Genomic DNA, 18,893 nt, shown 5'->3' with positions numbered 1-18,893 from the left:
GCCATGAATCTATCGAAATTTTTTATTGACCGGCCCATCTTTGCCGGCGTGCTGTCCCTGCTGATATTCATCGCGGGACTGATCGCGCTGCGTGCCATGCCGATTGCCGAGTACCCCGACGTCGTGCCGCCCACCGTGGTGGTGCGCGCCAACTATCCCGGCGCCAACCCCAAGGTGATCGCCGAGACGGTAGCCACGCCGCTGGAAGAGTCCATCAACGGTGTCGACGGCATGCTCTACATGAGCAGCCAGGCGACCACCGACGGCCTGATGACGCTCAACGTCACCTTCAAGCTCGGCACCGACCCCGACAAGGCGCAGCAGCTGGTGCAGAACCGCGTCTCGCAAGCCGAGCCGCGCCTGCCCGAGGAAGTGCGCCGCCTGGGCATCACCACCATCAAGTCCTCACCCGACCTGACTATGGTGGTGCACTTGCTCTCGCCCAACGACCGCTATGACATGACCTACCTGCGCAATTACGCGGTGCTCAACGTCAAGGACCGCCTGGCGCGCATCAACGGCGTGGGCCAGGTGCAGCTCTTCGGTTCGGGCGACTACTCGATGCGCGTCTGGCTGGACCCGCAGAAGGTGGCCGAACGGGGCCTGTCCGCCGGCGACGTGGTGCGTTCCATCCGCGAGCAGAACATCCAGGCCGCCGCCGGTGTGGTGGGCGCTTCGCCCGGCCTCCCAGGCGTGGACATGCAACTGTCCATCAACGCCCAGGGCCGCCTGCAGAGTGAAGAGGAATTCGGCGACATCATCGTCAAGACCGACAAGAACGGCGCCGTGACGCGCCTGCGCGACATCTCGCGCCTGGAACTGGGCGCGTCGGACTACGCGCTGCGCTCGCTGCTGGACAACAAGCAGGCGGTCGCCGTGCCGGTGTTCGCCGCGCCGGGCTCCAACGCCATCCAGATTTCCGACGACGTGCAGGCCGTGATGAAGGAGCTGAAAAAGAGCATGCCCGAAGGCGTGGACTATGAAATCGTTTACGACACCACGCAGTTCGTGCGCTCGTCCATCGAGGCCGTGGTGCACACGCTGCTCGAAGCCGTGATGCTGGTGGTGCTGGTCGTGATCATCTTCCTGCAGACCTGGCGCGCCTCCGTCATCCCGCTGCTGGCCGTGCCCATTTCGGTCATCGGCACCTTCGCGGTGATGCACCTCTTCGGCTTTTCGATCAACGCGCTCAGCCTGTTCGGGCTGGTGCTGGCCATCGGCATCGTGGTGGACGACGCCATCGTGGTGGTGGAGAACGTGGAGCGCAACATCGAGGCGGGCCTGAGCCCGCGCGACGCGACCTACCGCGCCATGCGCGAAGTGTCCGGGCCCATCATCGCGATCGCCCTGGTGCTGATCGCCGTGTTCGTGCCGCTGGCCTTCATCACCGGTTTGTCGGGCACTTTCTACAAGCAGTTCGCGCTGACGATCGCGATCTCGACCGTGATCTCGGCGATCAACTCGCTGACCCTGTCGCCCGCATTGGCCGCCTTGCTGCTCAAGGGCCACGACGCGCCGAAAGACGCGCTGACCCGCGGCATGGACAAGGTCTTCGGCCGCTTCTTCAAGGCTTTCAACAAGGCCTTCGGCCGCGGTTCTGAAAACTACAGCCGCGGCGTCAAGGGCGCGATCTCGCGCAAGGCCGTGATGCTGGTGGTCTATGGCGTGCTGGTGCTGGCCACGGTGGGCCTGTTCAAGGCGGTGCCAGGCGGCTTTGTGCCCGGCCAGGACAAGCAGTACCTGATCGGTTTTGCGCAGTTGCCCGACGGCGCGACGCTGGACCGCACCGAAGACGTGATCCGCCGCATCAGCGACATCGCGATGAAGCAGCCCGGCGTGGAGCACGCGATTGCCTTCCCGGGCCTGTCGATCAACGGTTTTACCAACAGCTCCAATTCGGGCATCGTGTTTCTCTCGTTGAAACCGTTCGACCAGCGCAAGAGCGCGGACCTGAGCGCCGGCGCCATCGCCGGCCAGCTCAACGGAAAGTTCGGCGGCATCCAGGAAGCCTTTATCGCCATGTTCCCGCCGCCGCCCGTGCAGGGCCTGGGCACCACCGGCGGCTTCAAGCTGCAGCTGGAAGACCGCGGCTCGCTCGGTTATGCCGCGCTGGACGGGGCCACCAAGGCCTTCATGGCCAAGGCTTACCAGACGCCGGAACTGACGGGCCTGTTCTCGAGCTTCCAGGTCAACGTGCCGCAGCTTTACGCCGACATCGACCGCACCAAGGCGCGCCAGCTCGGCGTGCCGGTGACCGACGTTTTCGACACCATGCAGATCTACCTGGGCAGCCTCTACGCCAACGACTTCAACAAGTTCGGCCGCACCTATTCCGTGCGGGTCCAGGCCGACGCGCCTTACCGCGCCCGCGCCGAAGATGTCGGCCTGCTCAAGGTGCGCTCGACCACCGGCGAGATGGTGCCGCTGTCGGCGCTGATGAAAGTCACGCCGAGCTTCGGCCCGGAACGCGCCATGCGCTACAACGGCTTCCTGTCGGCCGACATGAACGGCGGCGCCGCCCCCGGCTATTCGTCGGGCCAGGCGCAGGATGCGGTCGCCCGCATCGCGGCCGAAACCCTGCCGCCCGGCATCAGCTACGAGTGGACCGACCTGACCTACCAGGAAATCATCGCCGGCAACTCGGCCATGTGGGTGTTCCCGCTGGCACTGCTGCTGGTTTTCCTGGTGCTGGCCGCGCAGTATGAAAGCCTGACTTTGCCTATCGCTATCGTGCTGATCGTGCCCATGGGCCTGCTGGCCGCCATGCTGGGCGTGAAGCTGACCGGAGGCGACAACAACATCTTCACGCAGATCGGCTTGATCGTGCTGGTGGGGCTGTCGGCGAAGAACGCCATCCTGATCGTGGAGTTTGCGCGCGAGCTGGAGTTTGCCGGGCGCACGCCCGTGCAGGCCGCGATTGAAGCCAGCCGCCTGCGCCTGCGCCCCATCCTGATGACCTCGCTGGCCTTCATCATGGGCGTGCTGCCCCTGGTGCTGTCGACCGGCGCCGGCGCCGAAATGCGCCATGCCATGGGTGTGGCGGTGTTCTCGGGAATGATCGGCGTGACGGCTTTCGGCCTGTTCCTCACTCCGGTGTTCTACGTCGTCCTGCGCCGCCTCACGGGCAACCGCCCGCTCAAGCTGCACGGCGAAGTGCCGCACCTCGAGGCCTTCGCGGGCAGCGGCGGCGCAGGCGCGCACGCCCAGCCGGCGGCACCCCTCAAGCTTCACGAATAACAAGAAACACGCAAGTAAAGGAGTTCATCATGAACCACACAACGTCCAAACTGCGCACCGCGCTGCTGCCCCTGCTGGCCGCCCTGGTGCTGGCCGGCTGCGCCACCAGCGCGTCGGTCGACCCCGCCAGCATTCCCGCCGCGCCTGCGGCTTACAAAGAGAATGCCGGCACGCTGGCCGCCAACGCCGTGGCAACGGCCCCGCAATCGCAGGGCACCTGGTGGAAGGTGTTTGCCGACCCCGTGCTGGACCAACTGGTCGAGCAGGCCGGCAACAACAACAACAGCGTGAAGGTCGCCGCGGGCCGGCTGGCCCAGGCGCGCGCCATCCTGCGCAACACCGATGCCGACCGCCTGCCCCAGGTGGGCCTGAGCGGCGGTGCCGTGCGCCAGAACAACATCACCACCAACCGCGTCGCGCAGACCACGATCACGGCAGCCGCCAATTTTTCGTATGAAGTCGACCTGATCGGCAAGCTCTCGTTGAACTCGGACGCCGCATCGCTGGATGCCAAATCCCGCGAAGCCCTGCTGCGCAGCACGCAGTTGCTGGTGCAGGCCGACGTGGCGCAGACTTATCTCAACCTGCGCGCACTGGATACGGAGCGCACGCTGGTGCGCGACACCCTGAAAGCCTATGGCAACACGCTTCGCCTGACGGAAGTGCGCTTCCGTGAGGGCGACGTGGCCGAGCTCGACGTCGCACGTGTGCGTTCCGAGGTTGCTGCCACGGAATCCGAAGCGTTGGCGCTGGACCGCCGGCGTGCGGAACTTGAGCATGCGCTGGCCGTGCTGGTCGGCGAGGTGGCATCCAGCTTTGCCGTCGCGCCCACCGAGTGGGCCACCGCGCTGCCCGTCATTCCGGCCGGCGTGCCCAGCACGGTGCTGGAGCGCCGCCCCGACGTCTCGGCCGCGCAGAACACCATGCAGGCCGCGCAGGCCCGCGTGGGCGTGGCCAAGGCCGCCTGGTTCCCGACCTTCTCATTGACCGGCAACGGCGGTTACGCCGCGCCCGAGATCAAGGACCTGTTCAAGGTGTCAACCCAGGCCTGGGGCATAGGCGCGCTGCTGTCGCTGCCGATTTTTGACGGCGGCCGCCGCCAGGCTGGTGTGCAGAACGCGAATGCCGAACTCGACATCGCGCTGGCCAACTACCGCGAGCAGATCCTCGTCGCCTTCAGGGACGTGGAAGACCAGCTCTCGGCCCTGCGCCTGCTGTCCGAGCAATCGGAAGCGCAATCGCGCTCGGTGGCCTCGGCGACGCGCGCCACGGTGCTGTCGGATTCGCGCTACCGCAATGGTTTTGTCAGCCAGCTGGAGCTGCTGGACGCGCAGCGCAGCGAACTGCGCAACCGGCGTCAGGCGCTGCAGGTCAAGACTGCGCAGTACCTGGCGACGGTGGGCTTGATACGGGCTTTGGGTGGGGGCTGGAACACTTGACTTGAACACCCCTATCGGCGCTCACTTCGTGTAGCGCCTTTTCCCCTTGCAGGGGACGGGCGCCTGCGGCCTGGCGAAGCCAGTTCCGCGACCCCCACTCGGGAAGAGGGTGAGGGGAGGCGCCGCGCTCCCTTGGAGAATGCCGCTTTTACTGCGGCTTTGCTTCCGGGTTGTTTTCAACCATCTGCTGGATTTTTTCGAGTTCGGATTGCATGTGCACGAGGAGGGCGGCAAAGCCTTCGCGGCCCAGGCGCTGGATGGCTTCGTCGACTTCTTGCTGGTTGTTGGGGCGCGGGCATGGCACGCCGTCGATTTCATAGACCGAGGTGGCGGGATAGACAAAGCCCATCATGTAGGAGGGATTGGTCGCCACTTCGGTGCCCAGCATCCGTACCAGCTGGCTTTCGTAGAGGACGTCGATCGGTTTGATTTTCAACTCGCGGCCCAAAGAATCCTTGAGCACAACGGCCTGGCCGGAAGCGGGGCTGGCGTTGTCGGGGGCGGTCTGGCTTTCTGGCAGTGTGTGTGGTTTGGCCATCTGGTTTCTCCTTGGAAGTAAGTTTGCTCATCGGGGAATTGTTGACGCTGAAGGCTGGTCGGACAGGGGCGCTGAAATGGCTGCTTGCTCACGCTGGCGAGCGGGCAGGTAAGGCACAAATTGCGCATTGGGAACGGCGTTGATATTGGGCAGGTTCACGCCGAATTCGGAGGGCAGGTCGTATTGGCCGTCGAGGAAGACGCCGCCTACGCGCAACGCCTCCGCAATCAGGCACTTGACCCGCTCAAGCCGGGCGGCCGCGCCGGGTGAGATCGACACGAAGGCGTAGAGTCCCTCGCCTGCCGTGCGCACCAGTGCAAACTCGCCGTTCTGGATGAACACGTAGCTGAAAGCCCAGTCCAGCCGGTCGGCGAGGCTGACTTCAAAAAAGTAGGCGTTCTGGATGCTGTCCACCACCCATCTGCGACGGCTCAAATCGGACCAGTTCTGGGTGGGATAGATAAATGGCTTCAGTTGCGTTGCGATTTCCGGTGTATAGATCGAATCAAGGGCTTCCTGATCAATGGGCTTGATCTCAAATTTCATGGTGCTTCCCCAAAAAAAGCCCGACGGTCATTCGTTGATTTCCCGCCCGGCGGTGCTGTGTTGCATCCCAGCTGCCGCACCATAGGGGATTTCGCGGCAGTCATTCGCGCCAATTGTCCGCAGGCAGATAATTGCAATGCGGTTTTTGGAAAAAGATGCGATTGCGGTCTGATTGGCGCGCGAAGCGGAGCCGCCGGGGCGCTTTCATGACCGTCATACGCCCATGTGTCCATGAGCCCAGACCCGCGTGGGCGGGCATCAGCTCGCCGAGGTGTTTTGAAAGGGCTTGGGCCGCTGTGGCCGGGGGCTCGCACCCACATCTGTTAAAACGGTATGAATGCCCCGGGGTTTGCGTGCCTTCCCTTTCCCGGGGTGCCCCCCGATTTGCCCTGAAGCCCTTGATGCCCACCAACCTGCCCATTTCCTCCGAGGCTTCCAGCCTTGCGCCCCTGATCCACTGGACGGAGGGCGGTGAAGCGCGCTCCGCGCGCTGGCGTTCCGAGCGCGGCGCCGCGCCGCCCAAACGCGTGGTCATCGCCGACGACAGCCTGAGCGCCGACGCGGCCTACCGCCTGGCCTGCGAAGGCACGGGCCTGCTGTGGCGCGGTGACTTCCAGAACGCCCGCATGCTGGTGCAGGCCCTGGCGCGCCGTGTCGACAAACCGGCCAAACCCAAGCGCGACAAGCGTGTCAAAGCCCAGAAGGCCGGCGAGGCTGCGGAGGCTGCAGCCCCGGTTGAGGCGCCGGCACCGGTTTTCCCCGAAGCTTTCCACTTGCACCGCCAGGCCCAGGCGCAGCGCGCGCGTGTGCTGTCCATGGTGCTTATCCCGTTTGATGCGGACTACAGCATCCCGCTGCGCCGCGCACCCGACGCCAAAAAGGCCTGCGCCGAAGCCTGGGGCCCCGCGAAGGAGGCTAACGGTTCTTCGGTCGCCTCCTTGCGTGAGCTCATGGGCTTTATCAGCGCGCACGAATGGCGCCGCAAAGGCGTGCCGATTCCCGCCCTGGGCGAAGACGGGCCGCACAACCGCATCCATCCGCACTACGGCGTGTTCTCGCCGGTGCGCGGCGAATACATAGACCTGGTGGCCCAGGCGCCGGTGCCCGAAGGCACGGCCGACCTGCTGGGCTTTGACATCGGTACCGGCACCGGCGTGCTGGCCGCCGTGCTGGCGCTGCGCAGCGGCGTGCAGCGCGTGGTCGCGACCGACCAGGATCCGCGCGCGCTGGCCTGCGCGCGCGACAACCTCAAGCGCCTGGGCTTTCCGCAAATCGAGGTGCGCGAGGCCGACCTGTTCCCCGAAGGCCGCGCCCACATCATCGTCTGCAACCCGCCCTGGCTGCCGGCGCGCCCCGGCTCGCCGGTCGAGCACGCGGTGTATGACGAAGACAGCCGCATGCTGCTGGGTTTCCTCAACGGCCTGGCCGCGCACCTGGAGCCCAAGGGCGAAGGCTGGCTGATCCTGTCGGACATCGCCGAGCACCTGGGCCTGCGCTCGCGCGCCTGGCTGCTGGCGGCCATCGATGCGGCCGGGCTCAAGGTGGTGGACAGGCTGGACGCGCAGCCGCACCACCCCAAGGCCGCGGACGCGAGCGATGCGCTGCATACGGCGCGCGCGGCGGAAGTCACGTCCCTGTGGCGATTGGCCGCCAAATAAGCCCTGGATGCAATCAAGGCCGCGATGAAGGCTGAAGCACACGCCACCGTCCTGCTGGCGCCTATGGAAGGCCTGCTGGACTTTGTGCTGCGCGACATCCTCACCCGCGTGGGCGGCATAGACCGCTGCGTCTCCGAATTCATCCGCATCACCGACCAACTGCTGCCCGAGCGCGTGTTTTACCGCATCGTGCCCGAGCTGCACAACGGCGGCCGCACGCTGGCCGGCGTGCCGGTGCGCGCGCAGCTGCTGGGCTCCGACCCGGGCTGCATGGCCGAGAACGCCGCGCGGCTGGCCAGCCTGGGCCCGGACGGCATAGACCTCAACTTCGGCTGCCCGGCGGCGGTCGTCAACCGCCATGGCGGCGGGGCTTCGCTGCTCAGGGAGCCCGAAACCCTGACGGCGGTGGTCGGCGCGGTGCGCCGCGCCGTACCCGCCCACATGCCGGTGTCGGCCAAGATGCGCCTGGGCTATGACGACGATGCGCGTGCCGTCGAATGCGCGCTCGCGATCGAAGCGGGCGGCGCCGGCGAGCTGGTCGTGCACGGCCGCACCAAGGCGCAGGCTTACCGGCCTCCGGCTTACTGGGAGCGCATCGCCGACATACGCGCGGCGGTGAAAATTCCGGTGGTGGCCAACGGCGAGATATGGACGGTCGAAGACGCACGGCGTTGCCGCGAGCTCTCGGGCTGCGACACCCTGATGATTGGCCGCGGCGCGGTGCGCGACCCGGGCCTGGGCCTGGCGATCAAGGCCGACAGGCAGGGCGCGCAGGCGGCCGTGGGCTGGCCGGCCCTGCTACCGTTGATCGCCGATTTCTGGCACATCGTGTGCTCGCGAATTGAACCGCGCGCGCGGGCGGGGCGGCTCAAGCAATGGCTCAATTTTTTGCGGCGGCGTTTCCCGGAAGCGGAAGCGGCTTACCAGGCAATCAAGACGGTGAATGATCCGGTGCTGGTGGAGGCGTGGCTGATGCAGGCGCTGCGCAGCGAAGGACTTGAACAGCCTGCCGTGCATCAGCCCTTGCTTGAAGCGGCCTGAGCCATAAGCCTGCAAGCCCGCACACATTGCAACCAGGCTTTACACAAACACCCCCGCGGCTTTGCACCCCCTACAAGGCGGGGGAACACCATGAAGACTCACCAACCCCAAGGAGTCGACATGAAATCAACAGCCATTGTGTGTGCCATTGCCGCAGCGTCGCTGGGCTTTGCCTCGCTCTCTTTTGCGCAAGGCTATGACGGACGCGGCCCGCGGGGCGAGCCACCGCGTGTCGAGCAGCGCGGCCCCGGCGGTCCCGGCCATGCTCCCGTTTACCGCCCCGGGGACCGCCGCGCCGTCGAGCATCGCAATATCCGTGACGACCGCAACGACCGCCACTTCAACGGCCACGGCCGGCAGTTCTACCGCGGCGGCCATATCCCCAACGAGTACCGCGGCCGGCAGTATGTGGTGAACGACTGGCGCGGCCGTCACCTGCAAGCGCCCCCGCGCGGCCAGCAGTGGGTGCAGGTCGGCACGGACTATGCGCTGATCGCCGTTGCCACCGGCCTGATCGCGCAGCTGGTGCTCAGTAACTGATCAAGCTGCGCCCTACAAGATCCCGCCCTGTCAAACGAGCGGGCTTTTTTATGGGTATTCGGCCCGGGCGCAAAATGACCCCATGAAAACACCCCAGAGATTGCAGTCCCTGCTTGAAGAAGGCCTGATCGACAGCGTCGTGCGCCAGCTCATGAGCGGCAAGGAGGCCATGGTCTATGTGGTGCGTTGCGGTGACGACACGCGCTGCGCCAAGGTCTACAAGGACGCCACCGAGCGCAGTTTCCGCCAGGCGGTGGACTACACCGAAAACCGCAAGGTCAAGAACACGCGCCAGGCGCGCGCCATGGCCAAGGGCACGCGCTTCGGCCGGCAGGCGACCGAAGCGGCTTGGCAGAGCGCGGAGGTCGACGCGCTTTACCGGCTGGCCGCGGCCGGTGTGCGTGTACCCAAGCCCCACAATTTTTGCGACGGCGTGCTGCTGATGGAGCTGGTGACCGACGAGCACGGCGATGCCGCGCCGCGTCTGAACGACGTCGAATTCACGCCCGAGGACGCGCGCCTGCACCATGCCACCCTGCTCACGGAAGTGGTGCGCATGCTGTGCGCCGGTGTGGTGCACGGCGATTTGTCGGAATTCAACATCCTGCTGGGCGTGACCGACGGCCGGCCCGGCCCCGTCATCATCGATTTGCCGCAGGCGGTGGACGCCGCCGGCAACAACCACGCGGGCCGCATGCTGCTGCGCGACGTGGCCAACCTGCGGGGCTTTTTCGGCCGCTTCGCGCCCGAGTTGCTGCAGACGGATTACGGCAGCGAGATCTGGGACCTGTACCAGCGCGGCGTGCTGCAGCCCGAGACGGCGTTGACGGGCCGCTTCGCGCACAAGACCGGCCCCGTCAACCTCGGCGCGGTGATGGGTGAGATTGACGATGCGCGCGCTGAAGAAGCAGCGCGGCGGCTCCGGATGCAGGCCTAGCGAGCCGCGGTGGGTGCGGCGCGCACGCCACCGAGCGTGCCGCGCGCCATCGCATACGCCAGCAGCGCGCAGCCCGCGATGCCGGCCACCATGGGCAGCGCGGTTCCGTCGGCAAACACGCCGACCGTCGCCATCACCACCGCGCCGGTCACAAACTGCAAGGTGCCCATCAGCGCCGAGGCCGTGCCGGCGATCGCGCCGTGCTCTTCCAGCGCCAGCACCGCGGTGGTCGGCACCACCAGGCCCAGGAAGCCGTAACCCACCAGCAACAAGGCGATCATCACGTCCAGCCGTTCAATGCCGGCGAGGTTGACGACCAACAGCAAGGCCATGACCGCCGCATAACCGGTCACCGCCACCTTCACGATGGGCACCAGGCCGAAACGCGCCGCCAGCTTGCCGGTGAACTGCGAGACGCCGATGAAGGACGCCGCGTTGACCGCGAAGGCGATGCTGTACTGGCGCGGCGTGAGGCCGTAGTGGTCTATCAGCACGAAGGAAGAATTGGCCAGGTAGGCGAAAAAGCTCGAAATGCCGAAAGCGCCTATGAAGACCAGGCCCATGAAATGGCGGTCGCGCAGCAGCACGCCGTAGGCCTTGATCGCGCTGCCGAAGCTGCTGTCCACGCGTTGCTCGGGCGGCCGTGTTTCGGGCAGGGTAAAGCCCACCAGCAGCAAGCCGGCGGCCGCGGCCACGGTGACGGCCCAGAACACGCTGCGCCAGCCGAAGGATTCGATCAGGATGCTGCCGGCCAGCGGCGCCAGGATGGGCGAGACGCTGAAGACCAGCATCAGCAGCGACATCAGGCGCGCCGCGTCGGTGCCGGTGTGCAGGTCGCGCACGATGGCGCGCGGCACCACCATGCCGGCGCAGGCGCCCAGGCCCTGGATGAAACGCAGCACCACCAGCGTGTGGATGTCCGGCGCCAGCGCGCAGCCTATGCTGCCGGCGGCAAACAGCAGCAGGCCGAAGTAGAGCGGCGCCTTGCGGCCTATCATGTCCGACACCGGGCCGTAGATGATCTGCCCTATGCCCAGCGAGATGAAGAAGGCCATCAGGCTGGCCTGCACCGCGCCCATGGAGGCGCCCAGGCTCTGCCCGATGGAGGGCAGGGCGGGCAGGTACATGTCGATGGCGAAGGGGCCGATGGCGGACAGCAAGCCCAGCACCAGGGCTGCCCGGAAGAAACTTTTGGTCATGAATGGAAGTGGATCAGGCCGGTCGTGCTGCTGATGGCGGGCCTTGGCCCTGCATGAAACCGGCGTTGTGAAAGCTGCCAGGGCACATGCGATGGCGGCAGAAAATACCTGGCGCCATTGTCGCCGACCTCGCGCTTTTGCGCTCGCGTCAGCGAGACCGGCGACTTAAATGTAAGCGGGGCACTGCGGTGCTTCAAACTGTAAAGAGGGCGCGATACCGGGCTTAACCTGTTCCTTTGAAGCGAAACAGGAGAGGCCTTCCGATGCAAAGACGCGAATTTTCCAAAACCGCTTTGGCGGCCGGCGCCCTGGCGGCCCTTGGCCCCTTCGCCGTGAGCCGCCAGGCGCAGGCCGCCGTTGCACGCGCCGCGGCCGGCATGCCTGCCATGGGCACCAACCTCTCGGGCATGGAATGGGCCAAGCCCGGCCTCAGGGCCAATACCAGTTCCGCGCCCAACCTGCATTTCACCGTGCCGCGCAAAGCCGACGTGGCTTACCTCGCGGCCTGCGGCTTCATGAAGAACCGGCTGCCCATCCAGTGGGAACTGCTGCAGCCCATGCTGCACGACACCGTGGCCAATGCCGCCGCGAAGGCGGCCATCGGCAACCCGGGCGCCTTCCATGCGGGCTATGAAGCGTTCATCACCGGCGTACTCGACGCGCATGCCGCCGCCGGCACACGCTGCATCATCGACAACCACAACTACGGCCGTTACCAGGATTTCAGGTTTCAGCCCGATGGCTCTGTGATCGGCCTCACCGTGCCGCCCAGCCCCCTGAGGCCCTACACCACGGACGCAGTGCAGATCCAGTCGCGCATCTTTTCACTGGCGCACGGCGCGACGCTCAAGCCCGCGCACTTCACCGACTTCTGGACGCGCGCGGCCACCAAGTGGAAGAATCACCCGGGCTTCGGCGGCTACGGCCTCATGAACGAGCCGCATGACATGCCCAAGCCGGGCGGCGTGATCGCGTCCAACGAAGAAGCGGTGAAAGGCGGCGAAGACCTGACGATCTGGCCCGCCTTCGCGCAGGCGGCCATCCAGGCCATACGCGCCGTCGACACGGTCAACCCGATCTACGTGGCGGGCAACCAGTACGACTCGGCCATGGCCATAGGCACGAAGAACCCCGGCTTCCCGCTTGCGGGCACCAACCTGATTTATGAAGTGCACATGTACCTCGATGCCTTCAGCAACGGTGCCTTTTTTGATTACGACACCGAAGTCGCGAAGAACTACAGCGCCGGTTTTGGTTCGGGCCCCATCAAGGTCTCGACCGGCGTGGACCGCCTGAAGATCGCGGTCGACTGGGCCAAGGCCAAGGGCGTGAAGCTGGCGCTCACTGAAGTCGGCATGCCGGTTGATGATGCGCGCTGGGAGGCCATGTTCACGCAGGCAGCGGTCTATGCCGCGCAGTCGGGCTGCGAGGTCTACACCTGGATGGGCGGCAATCACTGGCCCATCCGCAACTACGCCATCAACCATGTGCCCGGCTGGCACCAGAACAAGACGCTGGAGCCGGCGGTCTCGGGCGTACTCAAGGCGGCGGTGGGCATTGCGCAGGCGACCTTGTTCGACGACGGACCGGGTTACGCGCCGGCGGGCACGCCGCTCACCATCACGGTCTATGCGCGCGGCAACCTGGCCCAGCCGGTGGCACTGACAGTGGCATCGAACAAGGGCGGCACGCTGAGCAAGTCGCGCCTGACCATTCCCGCAGGCGCCAACGGGCAGGATAGTTTTACCTACACGCCCGCGGCCAACCAGGTGGCCACGCTTATTTACACCAGCGACGGGCAACTGGGCGGCCAGGTGCCGCCGCCGCGCAAGGTGTTTTCGTTCACCGACCCGGCAGGCTATGCCGCGACCAGCCTTCCCGACGCCGCGCTCGCCATCATCGCCAAATACGGCGCCTGCAAATGGGAACTGGCCGACGGCTACACCGACTACCTGCTGGGCACGCCGGCCGCGGCGGGCCAGGGGGTGCGTGCCGTGTCGGACTCCGGCTACGGCTCCAGTCCGGGCAACGCCATGGAGATGATCAACTGGATCAACAAGGACAACGGCGCGGCGGGGCCTATGTCGGTGCCTGTGATGCGCGTGACCAACGGCAAAAAAAACTCCGACCACGCGGTGCCCGAGTCCTTCGGCTTCTGGTGCAAAAAATCCGGCCGTATTGCGGGCGTGCAGCCCAACCCGCGCAACCGCGTGCCTTACAACCTCGAGGACGCGCACTTCGCGATTGCGGCCCTCAGCGTCCCCGCGCAGAACAACACCGGCGTGGTGTTCCAGGCCTCCAAGGCGGAAGACCTGCAGACCTCGGAACTGGGTTTTACCAACGGCCAGCCGCGCGCCAAATGGGTGGATTCAAAAGGACAGACGGTGCAGTTGCTGGCGCCGGCCAAGCTCGCGGCCAACACGCCGGCAGTGCTGGCGCTGGTATCCGTGGCGGGTGCGCAAAAGCTGCGCCTGAATTCCGCCGAGGTCGGCAGCAGCGCCGCGACCTTCGCACCCAGCGCCTTCACCCAGATGCTGATGGGCTGCGGTTATGTCAGCTACTACCCGCGTGAAGGCTTCCGGGGCAACCTGTATGCCGTCATCGCGGGCAAGGGCGCGCCCACAGCGGCCGAACTGGCCGTGCTGGAGCAATATCTGGGCAGCACGGCCGGCATAACGCTCAAGTGAGCGCCGGCACGCTTACCAGGCGGCGATAGAGCCGTCCGTGCGCGGTTCGGTGCCGCCGCAGAGCACGCCGTCGGCATTGCGCCAGATGATCTGCCCGCGGCCGAAGCCTATGCGGTTGCCGGACCACACCACCTCATGGCCCAGGCCCGCGAGGCCGTGGAAGATGTGCTCGGGCGTGGAGCGCTCAATGCTCACGCGCTTGCCGCTTTCCCATTCCCAGCGCGGCGCGTCCAGCGAGGCTTGCGGGTTCAGGCCGAAGTCCACGGTGTTCATCACCATCTGCACATGGCCTTGCGGCTGCATGAAACCGCCCATCACGCCGAAGGGGCCTACGGCCTTGCCGTCCTTGGTCAGGAAGCCCGGGATGATGGTGTGGTACGGCCGCTTGCCCGGCGCCAGGCAGTTGGGGTGTTTGGCGTCCAGCGAAAAATTGTTGCCGCGGTTGTGCAGCGCGATGCCGGTGCCCGGCACCACCATGCCCGAGCCGAAGCCCATGTAGTTGCTCTGGATCAGCGAGACCATATTGCCTTCGCCGTCGGCCGTGCTCAGGTAGACGGTGCCGCCGCGCGAAGGCTCGCCGGGCATGGGCTGCAGGGCGCGCGCGCCTATCAGCGCACGGCGTTCGGCCGCGTACGCGTCCGACAGCAGGTCGGCCACGGATACGCGCATGTGGGCCGGATCGGCGATGTGCGCCAGGCCGTCGGCAAAAGCCAGTTTCATGGCCTCGATCTGCAGGTGGTGGGTGCGCAGGCTGTCGCGCTCGCTGAAGTCAAAACCCTTGAGGATGTTGAGCGCCATCAGGGCCACCAGGCCGTGGCCGTTGGGCGGGATTTCCCAGACGTCGTAGCCGCGGTAGTTGGCGCTGATCGGGTCGCACCAGTCGACCTGGAAGGCGGCGAGGTCTTCCTGGGCCAGGTAACCGCCGGCCGACTGCACAAAGGCCGCGATCTTCGCGGCCAGCGGGCCGCGGTAAAAACTTTCGGCGTTTGTCTCTGCAATGGATTGCAGCGTGTCGGCATGCGCGGCGGAGCGCCAGAGTTCGCCTGGCTGCGGCGCGCGTTCGGGGGCAAAGGTATCGAACCAGGATTTGAAGTACGGTTCCTTGAATTTGTCGCGGAACAGCGCTGTGGCCTGCTGCCAGGCGGACGACACCGTGGGCGAGACCGGAAAGCCCTCACGCGCCAGTTCAACGGCGCGCGCCATTGAGGTGGTGAGCGGCAGCTTGCCGAAGCGCTGCGCCAGCGCGGCCCAAGCGGCGGGCGTGCCCGGCACGGTCACGGGCAGCGGGCCGTACTTGGGCACTTCCGTCAGGCCCTGGCTGGTCAGTTTGTCGAGGGTGATGCTTTGCGGCGCCGGGCCGCTGGCATTCAGGCCGTGCAGCTTGCCGCCGTGCCAGACCAGCGCGAAGGCATCGCCGCCTATGCCGTTGGCATTGGGCTCGACCACCGTCAGCGCGGCGGCCGTGGCGATCGCCGCGTCAATCGCATTGCCGCCGGCCTGCAGCACCGCCAGGCCCGCTTGCGCGGCCAGCGGCTGCGAGGTGGCGACCATGCCCTTGTTGGCATAGACCACGTTGCGGCGGGAGGCATAGGGGTAGTGGAGGGCGTCGAAGGTGGGCATGGTGGATGGGGGGATGAAGGTAAAGCGCGCCATACCGGCGCGGGTTCAGGCTCCCGTTTATTGTATGTGTGCTTACTTGTGCTTGGGATCGAGCGCGTCGCGCAGGCCGTCGCCCAGCAGGTTGAAAGAGAGTACCAGCAGGAAGATGGAGAGGCCCGGCCAGACCGCCATCCAGGGCGCGTTGTCGACGTAATTCTTGGCGGTGTTCAGCATGCTGCCCCAGCTGGGCGCCGGCGGCTGCTGGCCCAGGCCGAGGAAGGACAGGCTGGCCTCGGCGATGATGGCCGAGGCAATCGCCAGCGAGGCCTGCACGATCAGCGGCGGCAGCACATTGGGCAGGATGTGGCGCAGCGCGATGCGCCAGTGCGGGTTGCCCACGGCGCGCGCCGCTTCGACGAAATCCTCCACCTTCATGGCCAGCACCTGGGCGCGCGTCAGGCGTATGAAGATGGGCGTGGCCGACACGCCGATGGCGATCATCGCGTTGCTGAGGCTGGGGCCGAGGAAGGCGGCCAGCGCGATGGCCAGGATCAGGAAGGGCACGGCCAGCATGGCGTCGGTAAAGCGCGAAATCAGGCTGTCGGTCCAGCCGCCCACGTAGGCGGCCAGCAGGCCTATGGGCACGCCCAGCGCCATCGAGATGGAGACCGACACCAGGCCCGCCAGCAGCGAGGCGCGCGCGCCCCACACCACGCGCGACAGCACGTCGCGGCCTATCTCGTCGGTGCCGAACAGGTACTGCATGCTGGGCGCCTTGCGCACAGCGCTCCAGCTGGTGGCGATAGGGTCGTAAGGCGCGATCCACGGGGCGAACAGCGCCAGCACCACAAACATCACGACAATCGCCAGGCCCAACATGGCGCCGCGGCGCCGCACCAGGCGGCGCAGCGCGCGGCGCGCCGGCGTGGCCTCACGCGGGACGATGGCAGGAAGAACAGCGCTCATGAATCAACCCCTCAACCGTGGGTTGACGACAAAATAAGCCAGGTCGGCCAGCAGGTTCAGCAGGATGTAGACGCTGGAGGTGAACAGCACCACGCCCTGCACGACCGCGTAGTCGCGGTTGAACACCGCGTCCACGATCAGCTTGCCGAAACCGGGAATCGAAAACACCTGCTCGGTCAGCACCGCGCCCGACAGCAGCGTGCCGAACTCCAGCGCGCCCAGGGTGATGATGGGCGTGAGCGCGTTGCGCAGCGCGTGCTTGAGCACCACGCGGCGCTCCGTCAGGCCCTTGGCGCGCGCGGTGCGCACGTAGTCGGCATTGAGCACCTGCAGCATGGCGCTGCGCGTATGGCGCATCAGCACGGCGGCAATCGCGTTGCCCAGCACAAAGGCCGGCATGATCATGGCCGCGAGGTTGGCCTTGAGGTCGTCAAAGGGGCTCACGTAGCCCGAGGCCGGCAGCCAGCCCAGCTGCACCGAAAACACCAGGATCATCAAAATGCCCAGCCAGAAGTTGGGCGTGGACAAACCCCACAGCGCGATCACATTGGCCAGGTAGTCCCAGGCCGAGTCCTTGCCCACGGCCGAGACGATGCCCGCCGGGATGCCGATCAGCAGCGCGATGACCATGGCCATGGCCGCCAGCTGCAGCGTGACCGGCAGCTTCTCCTTGATCAGGTCCAGCACCGGCTGCTGGATGCGCATCGATTCGCCCAGGTCGCCGTGGAACACGCCGGAAATCCAGTAGGCGTAGCGCATCGGCAGCGGTTCGTCCAGGTGCATCTTCTTTTGCAGGTAGGCGATCACCTCCGGGTCCTGGTTTTCGCCGGCCAGGACCGACGCGGCATCACCGGGCAGCAGTTGCTGCAGCCCGAAGATGATGACGGTGACAAAGAACACCGTCGGGATGATCGCGGCAAGCCGCTTGAGAAAGTACTGGAGCATGTGAGTCGGGCGCGGCCTGCTTTTACATCTTCAAACCCTGGATGCGGATCAGCCCGTCAGGCACAGTGCGCATGCCGGTGATCTTCTTGTTGTAGGCCCAAAGCCAGTTGCGGTGGTACAGGTAAACGACAGGCTTGACCTTGTCGGCTTCAGCGGCGAGCGTGGCAAACACCTTGATGCGGCCCGCGGTGTCCAGCGTGTTGCGCGAGCGGTTCAGCAAATCGTCCCACTGCGGGCGGCATTCACCGCTGTAGTTCAGCGGCTGCTTGCAGCCGTAGAAGCTGAACAGGTTGCCGTCCGGGTCGGCGCGGCCGCTCCAGGCCAGCACATAGGCGTCGAACTGGCCCTTGTCGGCCAGGTTGAGCGAGGTGGCGAACTCGGTGGACTGGATCTTCACGTCAAAGCCGGCCTCCTTGGCCATGGCCTGCACCACCTGGGCCACGCGCTGGGCATCAGAGGTGGTGGGCGTCATCAGTGTGAAGGTCGGGTTGGGAACGCCGGCTTCTTTCAGCAGCTGTTTGGCGCGTGCGATGTCGCGCTTGGGAATGGGAACGTTCTTCGCGTAGAAGCTGTTGGCGGGTGGCACCCACTGGTTGCCCGGCGTGGCTTCGCCGTCCATCGCGACCTGCACGATGCCGGCACGGTCCAGCGAGAGCTCAAAAGCCTCGCGCACGCGCGGGTCGCGGCCCAGCGGGTTCTTCTGCGCCTGGTCGCTCTTGCCGGTGTTGATGGTGATGCCCTGGTAGCCCAGTTCGACGATGCGCGAGAAGCCGAGCTTTTTGTCGGCCTTGATGGAGGCGATGTCGGACGGCGCCACGCGCTCGATGAAGTCCAGCTGGCCGGAGCGCAGGTTGGCCAGGCGCACGGTGGCGTCGACGATGGGCAGGAAGATGACCTTGTCGAAGTGGATGTTGGCTTTGTCCCAGTAGCCGGCATAGCGTTCCAGCACGATGCGGTCCTGCGCCACGCGCTCGGTGAATTTGAAGGGACCCGAGCATACCGGCCTGGTGCCGAAGTTGGTGGGCGCGGCCTGTGCGGCCTTGGGCGAGACCATCATGCCGGCGCGGTCGGCCAGCACGCTGAGCAGCGGCGAGAAGGGGGCACTCAGATTGATCTTCACCGTGAGGTCATCGATGACGTCCACCGTGGTGACGGGCAGCAGCTCGCCGCGCCGGTTGGAGCCGGCCAGGTTTTTATGGCGCTCGATGTTGAACTTGACTGCGGCGGCATCGAATTTTTCGCCGTCATGGAAGGTCACGCCGCTGCGCAGCTTCATCGTCAGCGCCTTGTTGTCGGCCGACCAGGTGTAGGAAGTGGCCAGCTGCGGCACGATGTTGAGTTTTTCATCGATGTCGACCAGTTTGTCGCACAGCGAGGAAAACACAATGCGGCTCACGAAGCTGCGCGCCAGGGTCGGGTCCAGCACGTCCGGGTCTTCGGCCAGGCCTATGCGCAGGGTCTGGGCCTGCGTGACGCAGGCGGTGGCGGCCAGCGTCAGGGCCAGCAAAAACTTCTTGTTCATGGTTCTTCCTTCTCGTTTGTCGGTTGCGATGATGGTTTG

At 65.9% G+C, this 18,893-nt stretch carries 14 protein-coding genes; 7 read left to right on the top strand and 7 right to left on the bottom strand.

Annotated features, from left to right (window positions below; genetic code table 11):
• Positions 1–3: 3 nt before the first annotated feature.
• Complete coding sequence (locus ACLV74_RS07425; RefSeq protein WP_411878737.1) at positions 4–3,237, top strand: efflux RND transporter permease subunit; 3,234 nt, start codon at positions 4–6, stop codon at positions 3,235–3,237.
• 29 nt (positions 3,238–3,266) lie between these two features.
• Complete coding sequence (locus ACLV74_RS07420; protein WP_411878736.1) at positions 3,267–4,676, top strand: efflux transporter outer membrane subunit; 1,410 nt, start codon at positions 3,267–3,269, stop codon at positions 4,674–4,676.
• A 148-nt stretch (positions 4,677–4,824) separates the two neighbouring features.
• On the opposite strand, the gene ACLV74_RS07415 is transcribed toward ACLV74_RS07420, so the two are convergent.
• Positions 4,825–5,214, bottom strand: a complete 390-nt coding sequence (locus ACLV74_RS07415) for a hypothetical protein (RefSeq protein WP_411878735.1) — start codon at positions 5,212–5,214, stop codon at positions 4,825–4,827.
• Positions 5,215–5,241: 27 nt separating this feature from the next.
• Positions 5,242–5,760 carry a hypothetical protein gene (locus tag ACLV74_RS07410; RefSeq protein WP_411878734.1) on the bottom strand — a complete coding sequence of 173 codons (519 nt, stop codon included), beginning with the start codon at positions 5,758–5,760 and terminating at the stop codon, positions 5,242–5,244.
• 401 nt (positions 5,761–6,161) lie between these two features.
• On the opposite strand from ACLV74_RS07410, the gene ACLV74_RS07405 reads away from it, so the two are divergent.
• The 4 genes from ACLV74_RS07405 to ACLV74_RS07390 all read left to right on the top strand — a co-directional run bounded on the left by ACLV74_RS07405 (position 6,162) and on the right by ACLV74_RS07390 (position 9,936).
• On the top strand, positions 6,162–7,418 hold the full coding sequence (locus ACLV74_RS07405) for a methyltransferase (protein ID WP_411878733.1): 1,257 nt from the start codon (positions 6,162–6,164) through the stop codon (positions 7,416–7,418).
• Between the two features lie 24 nt (positions 7,419–7,442).
• Positions 7,443–8,459 carry a tRNA dihydrouridine synthase gene (locus tag ACLV74_RS07400; protein WP_411878732.1) on the top strand — a complete coding sequence of 339 codons (1,017 nt, stop codon included), beginning with the start codon at positions 7,443–7,445 and terminating at the stop codon, positions 8,457–8,459.
• 120 nt (positions 8,460–8,579) lie between these two features.
• Positions 8,580–8,999: an RcnB family protein gene (locus tag ACLV74_RS07395; protein WP_411878731.1), complete on the top strand. Its 420-nt coding sequence runs from the start codon at positions 8,580–8,582 to the stop codon at positions 8,997–8,999.
• A gap of 82 nt (positions 9,000–9,081) precedes the next feature.
• Entirely contained in the window at positions 9,082–9,936 is an 855-nt protein-coding gene (locus tag ACLV74_RS07390) for a PA4780 family RIO1-like protein kinase (RefSeq protein WP_411878730.1), read from the top strand.
• Here the strand turns inward: ACLV74_RS07390 and ACLV74_RS07385 are convergent.
• Positions 9,933–11,135, bottom strand: a complete 1,203-nt coding sequence (locus tag ACLV74_RS07385) for a multidrug effflux MFS transporter (RefSeq protein WP_411878729.1) — start codon at positions 11,133–11,135, stop codon at positions 9,933–9,935. The genes ACLV74_RS07390 and ACLV74_RS07385 overlap by 4 nt on opposite strands.
• Positions 11,136–11,398: 263 nt before the next feature.
• Here ACLV74_RS07385 and ACLV74_RS07380 point away from each other — a divergent pair, with 263 nt between their 5' ends.
• On the top strand, positions 11,399–13,822 hold the full coding sequence (locus ACLV74_RS07380; RefSeq protein WP_411878728.1) for a cellulase family glycosylhydrolase: 2,424 nt from the start codon (positions 11,399–11,401) through the stop codon (positions 13,820–13,822).
• A 12-nt stretch (positions 13,823–13,834) separates the two neighbouring features.
• On the opposite strand, the gene ACLV74_RS07375 is transcribed toward ACLV74_RS07380, so the two are convergent.
• The 4 genes from ACLV74_RS07375 to ACLV74_RS07360 form a co-directional block, all read right to left on the bottom strand.
• Positions 13,835–15,442, bottom strand: coding sequence for a gamma-glutamyltransferase family protein (locus ACLV74_RS07375; protein ID WP_411878727.1), 1,608 nt, complete (start codon positions 15,440–15,442; stop codon positions 13,835–13,837).
• A gap of 72 nt (positions 15,443–15,514) precedes the next feature.
• The gene (locus tag ACLV74_RS07370; RefSeq protein WP_411878726.1) at positions 15,515–16,387 is read right to left on the bottom strand and encodes an ABC transporter permease; all 873 of its coding nucleotides are present in this window, start codon (positions 16,385–16,387) and stop codon (positions 15,515–15,517) included.
• A gap of 3 nt (positions 16,388–16,390) precedes the next feature.
• Positions 16,391–17,332 carry an ABC transporter permease gene (locus tag ACLV74_RS07365; protein WP_411878725.1) on the bottom strand — a complete coding sequence of 314 codons (942 nt, stop codon included), beginning with the start codon at positions 17,330–17,332 and terminating at the stop codon, positions 16,391–16,393.
• A 22-nt stretch (positions 17,333–17,354) separates the two neighbouring features.
• Positions 17,355–18,854, bottom strand: a complete 1,500-nt coding sequence (locus ACLV74_RS07360) for an ABC transporter substrate-binding protein (protein WP_411878724.1) — start codon at positions 18,852–18,854, stop codon at positions 17,355–17,357.
• Positions 18,855–18,893 lie beyond the last annotated feature (39 nt).

The organism is Polaromonas sp. YR568 (assembly GCF_943369415.1).
GTDB lineage: Bacteria > Pseudomonadota > Gammaproteobacteria > Burkholderiales > Burkholderiaceae_C > Polaromonas.
This window is presented reverse-complemented; position numbering and strand designations above follow the sequence as displayed.